The following is a 13,774-nucleotide window of genomic DNA, read 5'->3' as shown; positions in this document are numbered from 1 at the left end:
GGCGACTCGACCATTTCTGCTCACGAAGTGGCGCGGGCGCGCAGCGCGCGCCCGGCGCCGCCCGGCGCCGCCCGGCGCGGCCCGGCCGGGCGGCGCGCGCGGCGCCTGGCGCCGCGCGCCCGCCTACGCCGTCCGGCGCACGCGGATGACGCGGAACCCCTTGTCGGTGGACGCCCGCGCGACGTGGAACCCTGCCCCGAGCGCACCGACGAGCCACTTCTGCAACGAGTCGCCCCCGAGGTCCTTCGACACCACGAGCCAGGCGTCGCCCTCGACCTCGAGCCGGGGCAGCCACGTCAGCAGGATCTCGTGGAGTTCGTCCTTGCCGACGCGGATCGGCGGGTTCGACCAGATCGTCCGGAACCGCAGGTCGTCCGGGACGTCGTCGGGCAGGGCGATGGTGACGTTCGACGCACCGGCGGCCTCGGCGTTGGCCCGCGCCAGACCGAGCACCCGTTCGTTGACGTCGACGCCCCACACCGACGCATTGGGGGAGTGCAGCGCCATCGTGATCGCGATCGGGCCCCAGCCGCAGCCGACGTCGAGCAGGGCGCCGTCGTGCGCGGGCGGCGGGACGGAACCGAGCAGCACGCGGGTGCCGCGGTCGAGGCCGTCCGGGCTGAAGACCCCTGCTGCCGTGGTCAGCGTGAGCGACCGGCCGGCGAGGGTGACGTCGATCTGGCGTTCGCGGGTGTCCGATGACGGGTTCGCGGAGAAGTAGTGGTCGTTCGCCATGGATGAACCGTAGCGGGAACCCGGTGTGTCCGAGGCCCGCCGGAGGTACCCTGTGGACAGGATGACGGATACCCATCAGCAGAACGACCAGACCAACGACGACAGCGCAGACGGTGTCGTCGAACGGGTGTTGCGCAACGCCGACCGCCGCGCAGCATCGTCCATCTTCGCCCCCGCTCAGGCGATCCAGACCCGCTCGGTCGACGAGCACGGGTGGGACGGCGACGGCGACCAGTACGACCGTGAGGACCGGGCGGCCCTGCGCCGCGTCGCCGGCCTCTCCACCGAGCTCGAGGACGTCACCGAGGTCGAGTACCGCCAGCTGCGGCTCGAGCAGGTCGTCCTGATCGGCGTGTACCCGCACGGTGACGCCCAGGACGCCGAGAACTCCCTGCGGGAGCTGTCCGCCCTGGCCGAGACGGCCGGCGCGGTGGTCCTCGACGGGCTCCTCCAGCGTCGACCGAACCCCGACCCGGCGACCTACCTCGGCAAGGGCAAGGCGGAAGAGCTCGCGATGGTCGTCAAGGCCACCGGCGCCGACACGGTGATCGCGGACACCGAGCTCGCCCCGTCGCAGCGCCGCGCGCTCGAGGACGTCGTGAAGGTCAAGGTCATCGACCGCACGGCCGTGATCCTCGACATCTTCAGCCAGCACGCGAAGACCCGAGAGGGCAAGGCCCAGGTCGAGCTCGCGCAGCTCCAGTACCTGCTGCCACGACTGCGCGGCTGGGGTGACTCGATGTCCCGGCAGGCCGGTGGTCAGGTCTCCGGCGGTGCGGGCATGGGTTCGCGTGGTCCCGGTGAGACGAAGATCGAGCTCGACCGACGTCGCATCCACACCCGCATGTCGAAGCTCCGCCGCCAGATCGCCGGGTTCCGTCCTGCGCGCGAGGCGAAGCGTGCCGACCGTCACCGCAACGAGGTGCCGAGCGTCGCGATCGCCGGTTACACGAACGCGGGCAAGTCCTCGCTCCTGAACCGTCTGACGAGCGCCGGCGTGCTGGTGCAGAACCAGCTGTTCGCGACGCTGGACGCCACGGTCCGCCGGACCGAGAGCACCAAGGGCCGCGAGTTCACCTTCGTGGACACGGTCGGCTTCGTCCGGAACCTGCCGCACCAGCTGGTCGAGGCGTTCCGCTCCACCCTCGAGGAGGTCGGCGAGGCCGACGTCATCGTGCACGTGGTCGACGGCTCGCACCCCGACCCCGGGGCCCAGCTCGCGACCGTGCGCGAGGTCATCGGCGACGTCGGCGCGCACGACATCCCCGAGATCGTCGTGTTCAACAAGGCCGACCTGATCGACGACGCACAGCGCCTCGTCCTGATCGGACTCGCGTCGGACGCCGTCTTCGTGTCGGCCCGCACGGGCGAGGGCATCCCGGAGCTCCTCCGTACCATCGAGGAGCGCCTGCCGGAGCCCGACGTCGAGCTCACGGTGGTCGTGCCCTACGACCGCGGTGACCTCGTCTCCACGCTGCACGACGCCGGCGCGGTCGACTCCGTCGACTACGTCGAGGACGGCACCCGCCTGCGCGTGCGCGTCTTCCAGCGCCAGGTCGCGGAGCTCGATCCGTACGTGGTCGCGCCCGTCACGTCCTGACGGCCGGCACCGACTGACGGCCGGGAGGCCCGCCCCACGTCCGTCGCGCGGGTGCGCTCCGGCCGCGGTTCCGTTCAACGCCGCACAACCGCAATCGGCTCGGACCACGAGATCTCGTGGTCCGAGCCGATTGCGGTTGTGCGCCGGTCAGTCCCCGGCGTAGGTCGGTGCCCGACGCGGGTCAAAGGGAGCGGAGGACTGCGACGACCTTGCCGAGCACCGAGGCCGCGTCGCCGAGGATCGGCTCGAACGCGGTGTTGCGGGGGAGCAGCCACGTGTGGCCGTCGCGCTGGCGGAAGACCTTGACGGTGGCTTCTTCGTCGAGCATCGCGGCGACGATGTCACCGTTCTCGGCGGTCTGCTGCGCACGGACGACCACCCAGTCGCCGTCGCAGATCGCGGCGTCGATCATCGACTCGCCGACGACCTTGAGCATGAAGAGGTCGCCCGAGCCGACGAGCTGCCGGGGGAGCGGGACGATCTCGTCGACGTGCTGCTCCGCCGTGATCGGGACACCGGCGGCGATCCGGCCGACCAGCGGCACGAGCGTGGTGGCGTCGACATCGGGTCCGGTGACGTCCGGCGTGGGCTCGTCGACCAGGACCTCGAGGGCACGGGGACGGTTCGGGTCGCGGCGGATCCAGCCGCCGAGCTCGAGCTGGCCGAGCTGGTGGGACACGCTCGACAGCGAGGAGAGCCCGGCTGCGTCGCCGATCTCGCGCATGCTCGGCGGGTAACCCCGCGAGGCGATGGACGCACGGATGGCGTCGAGGATCGTCTGCTGCTTCGCGGTCAGCGGCTTCTGGCCCCGCAGTTCGTCCACCACGTCGTCTCGCTTTCGTCGGTGCTGAGCGGCCGTGGCGGGAATGTCGGTGGTCCCCGTTTGACTTGTCCCAGTCGATCGAAACAGTATCCGACCGGTCAAGCCCGGACAAACACCTGTTCGAGCGTGTCGCAAGAAAACCCCGCAGAAATCCTCTCCCAGGACTTGTGCGTCGTCTGATTCGAAACTATGTTCGGTACACGACTTCGGTTCACCCGAACGGGAAGGCAAGAACGACATGAGCACCATCGCCATCGCTGACATCCAGCGCACCGCGGCCCCCGCCGTGCGCGTCCGCCTGCGCCTGACGCGCCGCGGCCGCATCGTCTTCACGACGCTCGCCGCGCTCCCCCTCCTCATCGTCGTCGCCTTCTTCGTCCTGAACGGCGGCCAGGCGTCCGCCGGTGACGCCGCCGCTGGTGGCGCCCGGACGCAGTTCGACACGGTCACGATCCAGCCGGGCGAGACGCTCTGGCAGCTGGCGGAGGACACCGCGCCGAACGCCGACCCGCGCGACTTCGTGCAGGACGTCATCAGCCTCAACGCCCTCGACGGCTCCGGGCTGCAGGCCGGCGAGCAGATCGCCATCCCGACGAAGTACACCTCCGGTCAGTAGCCGCTGCGAGTGGTCGTCGGCAGTCCCGTCCGGACGGCTGGTCGTCCGGTGGCCACAGCGGCCTACGATGGATCGGTGGCATTCACGCTGGAAGACCTCCCGATCCGAGACGACCTCCGCGGTCAGAGCCCCTATGGCGCTCCGCAGAAGCACGTCCGCGTCCAGCTGAACGTCAACGAGAACACGCATCCCGTGCCGGACGACGTGGCTGACGACATCGTCGCCTCGATCCGACAGGCGCTCGCAACGGTGAACCGCTATCCGGACCGCGAGTTCACGGAGCTCCGCGAGTCGCTGGCCGGGTACCTCGGGCACGGCCTCACGGCAGAACAGCTGTGGGCGGCGAACGGCTCGAACGAGGTCCTCCAGCAGCTGTTGCAGGCCTTCGGTGGCCCGGGGCGTTCCGTCCTCGGGTTCCCGCCCACCTACTCGATGCACTCGATACTGGCCTCCGGCACCGGCACGACCTGGATCCCGGCGGAGCGCGACGACGAGTTCCGCATCTCACCCGAGACCGTCGTGGCGGCGATCGAGCAGCACCGACCGGACATCCTGTTCTTGTGCGGGCCGAACAACCCCACGGGCACACCGCTGCCGATCGAGACGATCGAGGCCGCGTACGCCGCGACCGACGGCGTCGTGATGGTGGACGAGGCCTACGCCGAGTTCATGCCGGCCGACGTGCCGAGCGCCCTCACGCTGCTGCCCGGACGCGAGCGACTCGTGGTATCCCGGACCATGAGCAAGGCGTTCGCGTTCGCCGGTGCACGGGTCGGCTACATGGCGGCACACCCCGCCGTGATCGACGCCGTCCGCCTCGTCCGGCTGCCGTACCACCTGTCCGTCCTGACGCAGGCGGCCGCCGTCGCCGCACTGCGCCACGCGCCCGAGATGCTCGCGATGGTCGACGACATCAAGCAGCAGCGTGACCGGATGGTGACCGAGCTGCAGGGCATGGGCTACCGGACCTACGAGACCTGGTCGAACTTCGTGCTGTTCGGCGGGGTCGCCGACCCGCATGCCGCGTTCGAGTCGCTGCTCGAGCGGGACGTCATCGTGCGCGACCTCGGCATCCCGAACCACCTGCGGGTGAGTGCCGGCACCGAAGAGGAGACCACCGCGTTCCTCGACGCCATGCGGCAGGTCGCGGCCGAGCAGCCGCCGGTTAGGGTTGGGGCATGACCGCCCGTACCGCCTCGATCAGCCGCAGCACGAGCGAATCGAGCGTCGAACTCGAGCTCGACCTCGACGGCACCGGCTCGTCCGACATCTCGACGAGCGTGCCGTTCTTCGACCACATGCTGACGGCGTTCAGCAAGCACTCGCTCATCGACCTGCGCGTGCGCTCGACCGGTGACACCGACATCGACGTGCACCACACGGTCGAGGACACCGGCATCGTGCTCGGGCAGGCGCTCAAGCAGGCCCTCGGCGACCGGTCCGGCATAGGCCGGTACGGCGACGCCCTCGTGCCCCTCGACGAGGCGCTGGCCCAGGCGGTCGTCGACGTCTCCGGGCGTCCGTTCCTCGTGCACTCGGGTGAGCCCGAGGGGTTCGAGTTCCACCGCATCGGCGGTCACTTCACCGGGTCGATGATCCGCCACGTGTTCGAGGCGATCACGTTCAACGCGGGCATCACCGTGCACGTCCGTGTGCTCGGTGGCCGCGACCCGCACCACATCGCGGAAGCCGAGTTCAAGGCGTTCGCGCGTGCGATGCGCAAGGCGGTCGAGCTCGACCCGCGCGTCGACGGCATCCCCTCCACCAAGGGCGCACTGTGACCGCGAAGCCGAACGTCGTCGTCCTCGACTACGGGTCGGGCAACGTCCACTCGGCCGCCAAGGCACTCGAGCGGGCCGGAGCCGAGGTCACGCTGACCGCCGACAAGCAGGCGGCGCTCCGTGCCGACGGCCTGCTCGTGCCCGGGGTCGGGGCGTTCGCCGCGGTCATCGACCAGCTCGAGGGCGTCCATGGCGGCGAGATCGTCGACCACCGTCTGGCCGGTGGCCGTCCGGTGCTCGGCATCTGCGTCGGCATGCAGGTGCTGTTCTCACGCGGCATCGAACGCGGAGCCGACGTCGAGGGCCTGGGACAGTGGCCCGGCACCGTCGAGCAGCTCCAGGCCGAGGTCCTGCCGCACATGGGCTGGAACACCGTCCAAGCACCGGAGAACTCCGTGCTGTTCGACGGGCTGCACGACGAGCGGTTCTACTTCGTGCACTCGTACGGCGTGACCGACTTCCCGCTCGACGCCTACGGGCCGTTCCGTGCTCCCGGCCTGACGTGGGCCGAACACGGGCAGCGGTTCATCGCCGCGGTCGAGAACGGGCCGCTCACCGCGACCCAGTTCCACCCCGAGAAGTCCGGCGAGCCGGGCATCCGCCTGCTGACCAACTGGGTGCGCTCGCTCTGAACCCGGCCCGCAACGGGCGCGACGGCGCCGCCGGACGCGCCGCGGGCCTCCAGGCCGAACCCCGCACCTTCACCACCGCACCTTCACCACCGTGACGAAACCGACAGGACCATGACCGACCTCACCGACACCTCGCCCCTCGTCCTGCTGCCTGCCGTCGACGTGGTCGACGGCCAGGCCGTCCGGCTGACCCAGGGCGAGGCGGGGAGCGAGACCGGCTACGGCGACCCCGTCGCCGCCGCGCGCACCTGGCGCGATCAGGGCGCGGAGTGGATCCACCTGGTGGACCTCGACGCGGCCTTCGGTCGGGGCGACAACCGCAAGGTCATCGCGCACGCGATCCGCGAGGTCGACGGCGTCTCGGTCGAGCTGTCGGGCGGCATCCGCGACGACGCCTCGCTCGAAGCCGCGCTGGCCACCGGCGCTGCCCGGGTCAACCTCGGCACGGCGGCGCTCGAGAACCCGGACTGGGCCGCTCGGGTGATCGGCGAGTACGGCGAGCAGATCGCCGTCGGGCTCGACGTGCGTGGCACGACCCTCGCCAGCCGCGGCTGGACCGAGGACGCCGGCGACCTGTGGGAGGTCCTCGACCGGCTCGAGGCCGCGGGTTGCGCCCGGTACGTCGTCACCGACGTCACGAAGGACGGCACGCTGCAGGGCCCGAACGTCGAGCTGCTGCGCCAGGTGTGCGACCGGACCGACCAGCCCGTCGTGGCCTCTGGTGGGATCTCGACGCTCGACGACCTGCGGGCGCTGCGCGAGCTCGTGCCGTTCGGGCTCGAAGGCGCGATCATCGGCAAGGCGCTGTACTCCGGGGCGTTCACGCTGCCGGCCGCACTCGACATCGCCTCGGAGTAGCGGCGTGGCGGGGATCTCGAACGGGCGCGGAACCGGTCCGGACGCGGCAACCGGTCCCGACGACGCGCACACCCCGGGTGGCGCGGCGGACTCGGCCGGTTTCACGTGGGAAGGCCGCACGTTCGACCATCACGACACCGCGTTCGCCGACGACGACGGTCTGGCCGACCCGGCGCTGACCGCGGCGATCGCAGGCGTGGCCGCCGGTGCATCGCAGGCGGCAGTCGTTCATGCACTGCGCACCGCCCGGCTGCTCATCCCGCTCATCGCCGAGGCGGGCGACCTCGGCGAGACCGACGCCGGCAAGCTCGTGGACAAGACCCAGGAGCTCTCGATCGTGACGGTCGCCGGCCCGGACGGGCGGAGCGTGATGCCAGCGTTCACCTCGGTCGACGCGATGCACGCCTGGGACGCCGATGCCCGGCCCGTGCCCGTCGAGTCACGCCGGGTGGCGATGGCCGCGGCGAGCGAGGAGACGCAGCTCGTCGTGCTCGACCCGAAGTCGGCGACCGAGTTCGTGCTGCGCCGTCCTGCGGTGTGGGCGCTCGGCCAGGACCTGCCGTGGACCCCGTGCTTCGAGGACCCCGAGGTCGCTCAGGCGTTCGCCGACTCGGTCGTGGGGGAGCGCAGCGTCGCCCGTGTCGAACTGACCCCCGGTGACCCGGTCGGACGCTTCGCCGGCCCGGAGCTGACCGTCGGACTGGCGTTGCACCCCGGGCTCGACCGCGAGCAGGTCGGCGAGCTCGTCGGACGCCTGCAGCAGCGGTGGTCGACGGACGCCGTCATCGCCGAACGCGTCGACAGCATGCGCGTGGCCCTGCGGGCAGCCTGAGCGGCGACCGCGTCGGCCACGCACCCGGCTACGAGCAACGCCGACCCGGCCACGAGCAACGCAGACCCGACCGCGCGCGGCGGTGCGGCCCCGGGCCGGCCGACGTCGCCGGTACGATGGCCGGGTGAGCACGAACCCGACGACCAACCCCACCGGCGCGACCTCCATCGGTCCGACGGGTCGTCCTGTCCGGGAGTTCCCCGTGCCCGAGGAACTCGACAGCACCGGCCCCGCGCGCATCATCGCCCTCTGCAACCAGAAGGGCGGCGTCGGCAAGACCACCACGGCGATCAACCTCGGTGCAGCGCTGGCGGAGTACGGCCGCAAGGTCCTGGCCGTCGACTTCGACCCGCAGGGTGCGCTCTCCGCGGGCCTCGGTGTCCGCACGCACGACATCCACACCGTCTACGACCTGCTCATGGGCGCCGTGAAGGACCCGATCCAGGTCATCCAGCCGACGAACACCCCGGGGCTCGACGTGATCCCGGCGAACATCGACCTGTCCGCGGCCGAGGTGCACCTGGTCAACGAGGTCGCCCGCGAGCAGATCCTGGCGAGCGTGCTGCGCAAGGTCGCGAACGACTACGACGTGATCCTGGTCGACTGCCAGCCGTCGCTCGGCCTGCTCACCGTCAACGCCCTGACCGCGGCGCACGGCGTGCTGATCCCGCTCGAGTGCGAGTTCTTCGCCCTGCGCGGTGTCGCCCTGCTCATCGAGACGATCGACAAGGTGCGCGACCGCCTCAACCCGGCGCTGACGCTCGACGGCATCCTGCCGACCATGTACGACTCCCGCACCCTGCACTCGCGCGAGGTCATGGAGCGCGTCGTCGACACCTTCGACGACCGGGTCCTCGACACCGTCATCGGCCGCACCGTGAAGTTCCCGGACGCCACGGTCTCCGCTCGACCGATCACCCAGACGGCGCCCGACCACGCCGCCGCCCACGCCTACCGGCAGCTCGCACGAGAGCTCGTCCAGCGTGGCGCCGTCGCCTGAGTCGGGGTTCCGGGTCCGGCTCACCAACTTCGACGGCCCGTTCGACCTCCTGCTGTCGCTCATCACGAAGCACGAGCTCGACATCACCGAGGTCTCGCTCGGCGCGGTCACCGGAGAGTTCATCCAGTACGTGCGTCAGGCCGAGTCGGCGGACGAACTCGACGAGGCGAGCGAGTTCCTCGTCGTCGCCGCCACCCTGCTCGACCTGAAGATCGTCGGGCTGCTGCCGCAGGGTGAGCTCGTCGATGCCGAGGACGTCGCCCTGCTCGAAGCCCGAGACCTGCTGTTCGCGCGGCTGCTGCAGTACCGGGCGTTCAAGCAGGCCGCCGACTGGTTCGGCGAACGCTGGGGTCTGGAGTCGCGTCGGCACGTCCGGAGCGTCCGGCTCGAGGAACGGTTCCGCGCCCGCACGCCCGAGCTCGTGTGGACGCTCTCGGTGCAGGACTTCGCCGCACTGGCAGCGCTGGCGTTCGCCCCGCGGGAGATCCCGACGGTCGGACTCGACCACCTGCACGCGCCGCTCATCAGCATCCGCGAACAGGCCGCGATCGTCGTCTCGATCCTGCGGACACGCGACGGCGAGGGGGTCTCGTTCCGCGAACTGGTCGCGGGCGTCGACCAGACGGGTATCGTGGTGGCTCGCTTCCTCGCGATCCTGGAGCTGTACCGGAACGCATCGATCTCGTTCGAACAACTCGAGCCGCTCGGGGAACTCACGCTCCGATGGACCGCCGAGGACTGGTCCGACGAGAGCCTCGCCAACCTGGGAGCCGACTATGACGGATGACGTGCACGACACGTCCAGCGCCGAACCCGGCGGCGCCGACGAGATGGCCGACGCCCGCGCGATCGAGCACGAGATGCACGCGCGCGCCGAGCACGCTGAGCACGGCCAGCGCGCCGAGCACGACCGCGCCCCGCAGGCGCACCCGGCGATCCCGATCGACCGCCAGCTCGAGGCGATCCTGATGATCGCGGACGAGCCCCAGTCGCTCGTCGCGCTCGGCGCCGCCGTGAACGCCCCCGTCCCCGCCGTCCGCCAGGCCGTCGAACGCCTCGTCGCGGACTTCGACGGCGTCGACGGCACCACCCGCCGCGGGTTCGAACTCCGCGAGGTCGGCGGCGGCTGGCGCTTCTACGTCCGCCAGGACCTGGACGCCGTCGTCGAGCAGTTCGTCGAGGCCGAGCGTCCCTCGCGCCTGTCGCAGGCCGCACTCGAGACCCTCGCGGTCGTCGCCTACAAGCAACCGATCACGCGATCCCAGATCGCGTCGATCCGCGCCGTCAACGTCGACGGCGTCGTCCGAACGCTGGTCGCGCGCGGTCTCATCGAGGAGTCGTTCACCGACTCCGAGACCGGCGCCATCAACTACGTCACGTCCGATCTGCTCCTGCAGCAGCTCGGCATCAACTCGCTCGACGAGCTGCCGCTCATCTCGCCCCTCCTGGACGACGGTGCGGACGGCTTCGGGCAGAACGAAGGGATCCCCGATGGCCGGGTTTGACGACCGGGGGCGCGGCGCGCCCCGAGACCGAGACGACCGCAACGGACGCTCAGGAGGCCCGGATCGCCCCGGGCGTTCGGCTCCCGGCCGCGGCGGGGCCGGCTCCAGTGCCGGTGGCCGCTCCGGCGGGTACGGTCGCGACGACCGCGGGGGCGCACGTCCGCCGCGTGACGACGACCGTCGTGGCGGCTACCAGTCGCGCGACGACCGCGGTGGCGACCGTGGTGGGTACCGGGGTCGCGATGACCGTAGTTCCGCGCCGCGTGATGACCGTGGTGGGTACCGCGGCCGTGACGACCGCAGCTCGGCTCCGCGCGACGACCGTGGCGGGTACCGGGGCAACTCGGCTCCGCGTGACGACCGCGGTGGGTACCGAGGCCGTGACGACCGTGCCGGCGGCGGCGACCGTGGCGGCTACCGCGGGAACTCCGCGCCGCGCGATGACCGTGGTGGCTACCGGGGTCGCGATGACCGCAGCTCGGCTCCGCGCGATGACCGCGGTGGCTACCGCGGGAACTCCGCGCCGCGTGACGATCGCGGTGGCTACCGGGGTCGCGACGACCGCAGCTCGGCCCCGCGCGACGACCGTGGCGGGTACCGCGGTAACTCGGCTCCGCGGGATGACCGTGGTGGCTACCGCGGGCGCGACGACCGCAGCGCCGCGCCGCGTGACGACCGTGGTGGGTACCGGGGTCGCGATGACCGCAGCTCGGCCCCGCGCGATGACCGTGGTAGCTACCGGGGCAACTCGGCTCCGCGCGACGATCGCGGTGGGTACCGGGGTCGCGATGACCGCAGCTCCGCGCCGCGCGATGACCGTGGTGGCTACCGGGGCCGCGACGACCGCAGCTCGGCTCCGCGCGATGACCGTGGTGGCTACCGGGGCCGCGACGACCGCAGCTCGGCACCTCGCGACAACCGTGACGACCGTGGTGGCTACCGCGGTCGCGACGACCGCAGCGCAGCTCCCCGCGACAACCGTGATGACCGTGGTGGGTACCGCGGACGCGACGACCGCAGCTCGGCACCCCGCGACAACCGCGACAGCCGCGAGGACCGCCGCGGCCCCGACGGCCAGCAGAGCCGCGTCTGGCACAACGGCCGCCGCTACGTCGGCGGAACCACGAGCGTCCGCAACAGCGACCGCCCCGGCAAGGGCGGCAACAGCGCCGGCAACCGCACCACGCCGAAGCCGAGCGGTGAGCGCGACAGCCACGGTGCTCCGGTGGAGGGCACGCCCGAACGCCCGATCATCGAGGACTGGGACGCGGCGGACGGGACGACGTCTGCCGGGGCCGAGCCGGGCCTCCAGGCAGAGGGGGAGCGCCTGCAGAAGGTGATCGCCGCTGCGGGCGTGGCATCTCGCCGCGTCGCGGAGAACCTGATCGTCGAGGGCCGCGTGACGGTCAACGGGCAGGTGGTGGATGCCCTCGGGCGTCGTGTCGACCCCGCGACGGACGCGATCTCGGTCGACGGCGTGCCGGTGCAGATCGACTCCTCGCGGCGCTACATCGTGCTGAACAAGCCGACCGGTGTCGTCTCGAGCCTGCAGGACGAGCGCGGTCGCCGCGACCTGACCGAGTTCGTGGACCGCTACGAGGAGCGCCTGTTCAACGTCGGCCGCCTGGACACCGAGACCTCCGGGCTGCTCGTCCTGACGAACGACGGCGACCTGGCACACGTGCTGGCACACCCGTCGTTCGGCGTGCAGAAGACCTACATCGCGAAGGTGCACGGCAACGTGAACCCCGCCGTGGTCCAGCGTCTGACCGAGGGCGTCGAGCTCGAGGACGGTCCGATCAAGGCCGACAAGGTGCGGTTGCTCGAGTCCTCGCGGGGTGAGTCGCTCGTCGAGATCACGCTGCACTCCGGCCGCAACCGGATCGTCCGTCGCATGCTCGAGGCCGTCGACCACCCGGTCCTCGAACTCGTCCGCCGCTCGTTCGGGCCGCTGCACCTCGGCAGCCTGCCGCCGGGCAAGATGCGCGAGCTGGGCACGGTCGAGGTCGGCAAGCTGCTCGGCACCGTCCGTGACGCGAAGCCCTCCGCTCGTGACGACCGCGACGTCGCCCTCGACCAGGGCGACGACGACGACTGGGACGACGAGACCGCGGACTGACCGCGACCGGCCTGCGACCGGCCCTCGGGCCGTGACTGCCACCCGGGCGTCGACCGATGCCCGGGTGTCGGTCGGTAGGCTTGCCCGGTGACCGACCTGACCCCACCCGACATCGACCGCCGCGTGCGCGGCCCGGTGCGGGTCGTCGGCACCGGGCTCCTCGGAACGTCGATCGGTCTGGCGCTGCGCGAGAAGGGGGTCGACGTCGTCCTCGACGACGTCTCACCCGGCGCGTTGGCGCTCGCCGTCGACTACGGGGCCGGCCGCCGGCCCGAACCCGGCGACCAGCCGGAACTCGTGGTGGTGGCGGTCCCGCCGGACGTCGTGGCGACCGTCGTCGCCCGCGAACTGTCCGCGTACCCGGACGCCATCGTGACCGACGTCGCGAGCGTCAAGGCCGGACCGTTGGCCGAGCTCGTGGCAGCCGGCGCCGACGTCACCCGCTACATCGGGTCGCACCCGATGGCCGGACGTGAACGCAGCGGACCGAGCGCCGCCCGCGCCGACCTGTTCGTCGGCAGCCCCTGGGTGATCGCCGGACACGACGCGATCAGCTACCAGCGCGCCGCCGTGGTCGAGGACCTGGCGCTCGACGTCGGCGCGACCGTCGTGCCGATGGACCCGGCGTCGCACGACTTGGCCGTGGCCTACGTCTCGCACGTGCCGCAGCTCGTGTCGACGTTGATGGCCTCGCGGCTTCGTGACGCCCCGGACGGCTCCCTCGGTCTGGCGGGCGGTGCCGTCCGCGACGTCACCCGTGTCGCCGCGAGCGACCCCGGCCTGTGGGTGCAGATCATCGGCGCGAACGCGGCCAACGTGCGGCGGGTGCTGTCCGACTTGCGCGACGAGCTGAGCGACGTGATCGGGGCGCTCGACGACCCCGCCGCCGCCGGAGCACCGCGGACCCTGGCCGAGACGATCGCCGCCGGCAACCGCGGTGTCGAACGGCTGCCCGGCAAGCACGGCACCACCAAGCGCTTCGCCCAGGTGGTCGTCCTCGTCGACGACACCCCCGGGCAGATCGCCGCCCTCCTGACGTTCATCGGGGAGATCGGCATCAACCTCGAGGACATGCGCCTCGAGCACTCACCGGGCGCGCAGATCGGCATCGTCGAGGTGTCGGTCCTGCCCGAGCAGGAACAGCGACTCGTCGAGGAACTCGAGGGTCGCGGATGGAGGATCGCAGCAGCATGGGCCTGAACGACACGAACGCAGCGACGAACGACTCCGGTGTGACCGCCGACTCCGGCGGGCCGGACGGTCCGGACTCCGG

General features: G+C 71.5%; 14 protein-coding genes. 12 read left to right on the top strand and 2 right to left on the bottom strand.

Features of this window, described 5'->3' with window-relative positions; translation table 11 throughout:
* Positions 1 to 123: 123 nt before the first annotated feature.
* Positions 124 to 735 (bottom strand): class I SAM-dependent methyltransferase, encoded by a 612-nt coding sequence (locus EDF53_RS12540; RefSeq protein ID WP_123293904.1) that lies wholly within the window; start codon positions 733 to 735, stop codon positions 124 to 126.
* Positions 736 to 796: 61 nt separating this feature from the next.
* Here EDF53_RS12540 and hflX point away from each other — a divergent pair, with 61 nt between their 5' ends.
* Positions 797 to 2,335: a GTPase HflX gene (gene hflX / locus EDF53_RS12535; protein WP_111084601.1), complete on the top strand. Its 1,539-nt coding sequence runs from the start codon at positions 797 to 799 to the stop codon at positions 2,333 to 2,335.
* 181 nt (positions 2,336 to 2,516) lie between these two features.
* Here hflX and lexA read toward each other — a convergent pair whose 3' ends face one another.
* On the bottom strand, positions 2,517 to 3,161 hold the full coding sequence (gene lexA, locus EDF53_RS12530) for a transcriptional repressor LexA (RefSeq protein ID WP_123293903.1): 645 nt from the start codon (positions 3,159 to 3,161) through the stop codon (positions 2,517 to 2,519).
* A gap of 235 nt (positions 3,162 to 3,396) precedes the next feature.
* On the opposite strand from lexA, the gene EDF53_RS12525 reads away from it, so the two are divergent.
* The 11 genes from EDF53_RS12525 to EDF53_RS12475 all read left to right on the top strand — a co-directional run bounded on the left by EDF53_RS12525 (position 3,397) and on the right by EDF53_RS12475 (position 13,701).
* Entirely contained in the window at positions 3,397 to 3,774 is a 378-nt protein-coding gene (locus EDF53_RS12525; protein ID WP_111084603.1) for a LysM peptidoglycan-binding domain-containing protein, read from the top strand.
* A 75-nt stretch (positions 3,775 to 3,849) separates the two neighbouring features.
* Positions 3,850 to 4,956, top strand: coding sequence for a histidinol-phosphate transaminase (locus EDF53_RS12520; protein WP_123293902.1), 1,107 nt, complete (start codon positions 3,850 to 3,852; stop codon positions 4,954 to 4,956).
* The gene (gene hisB / locus EDF53_RS12515; RefSeq protein WP_111084605.1) at positions 4,953 to 5,555 is read left to right on the top strand and encodes an imidazoleglycerol-phosphate dehydratase HisB; all 603 of its coding nucleotides are present in this window, start codon (positions 4,953 to 4,955) and stop codon (positions 5,553 to 5,555) included. Before EDF53_RS12520 ends, hisB begins: the two co-directional genes overlap by 4 nt.
* Entirely contained in the window at positions 5,552 to 6,187 is a 636-nt protein-coding gene (gene hisH / locus EDF53_RS12510; protein ID WP_123293901.1) for an imidazole glycerol phosphate synthase subunit HisH, read from the top strand. Before hisB ends, hisH begins: the two co-directional genes overlap by 4 nt.
* 111 nt (positions 6,188 to 6,298) lie before the next feature.
* A complete protein-coding gene (gene priA / locus EDF53_RS12505) occupies positions 6,299 to 7,045 on the top strand; it encodes a bifunctional 1-(5-phosphoribosyl)-5-((5-phosphoribosylamino)methylideneamino)imidazole-4-carboxamide isomerase/phosphoribosylanthranilate isomerase PriA (protein ID WP_111084607.1) in 747 nt (248 codons plus the stop codon).
* 4 nt (positions 7,046 to 7,049) lie between these two features.
* Positions 7,050 to 7,877, top strand: coding sequence for an SseB family protein (locus EDF53_RS12500; RefSeq protein WP_123293900.1), 828 nt, complete (start codon positions 7,050 to 7,052; stop codon positions 7,875 to 7,877).
* Positions 7,878 to 8,001: 124 nt separating this feature from the next.
* Complete coding sequence (locus tag EDF53_RS12495; RefSeq protein WP_111084609.1) at positions 8,002 to 8,877, top strand: ParA family protein; 876 nt, start codon at positions 8,002 to 8,004, stop codon at positions 8,875 to 8,877.
* Positions 8,861 to 9,664 carry a ScpA family protein gene (locus tag EDF53_RS12490; RefSeq protein ID WP_123293899.1) on the top strand — a complete coding sequence of 268 codons (804 nt, stop codon included), beginning with the start codon at positions 8,861 to 8,863 and terminating at the stop codon, positions 9,662 to 9,664. Before EDF53_RS12495 ends, EDF53_RS12490 begins: the two co-directional genes overlap by 17 nt.
* Complete coding sequence (scpB, locus tag EDF53_RS12485; RefSeq protein WP_185021036.1) at positions 9,654 to 10,382, top strand: SMC-Scp complex subunit ScpB; 729 nt, start codon at positions 9,654 to 9,656, stop codon at positions 10,380 to 10,382. Before EDF53_RS12490 ends, scpB begins: the two co-directional genes overlap by 11 nt.
* A gap of 1,327 nt (positions 10,383 to 11,709) precedes the next feature.
* Positions 11,710 to 12,501 carry a pseudouridine synthase gene (locus EDF53_RS19685; RefSeq protein WP_243698047.1) on the top strand — a complete coding sequence of 264 codons (792 nt, stop codon included), beginning with the start codon at positions 11,710 to 11,712 and terminating at the stop codon, positions 12,499 to 12,501.
* A gap of 87 nt (positions 12,502 to 12,588) precedes the next feature.
* On the top strand, positions 12,589 to 13,701 hold the full coding sequence (locus tag EDF53_RS12475) for a prephenate dehydrogenase (RefSeq protein WP_123293897.1): 1,113 nt from the start codon (positions 12,589 to 12,591) through the stop codon (positions 13,699 to 13,701).
* Positions 13,702 to 13,774 lie beyond the last annotated feature (73 nt).

Origin of the sequence: Curtobacterium sp. PhB78, assembly GCF_003751685.1 — a bacterium.
In the GTDB taxonomy this organism is placed as follows: Bacteria; Actinomycetota; Actinomycetes; order Actinomycetales; family Microbacteriaceae; genus Curtobacterium.
This window is presented reverse-complemented; position numbering and strand designations above follow the sequence as displayed.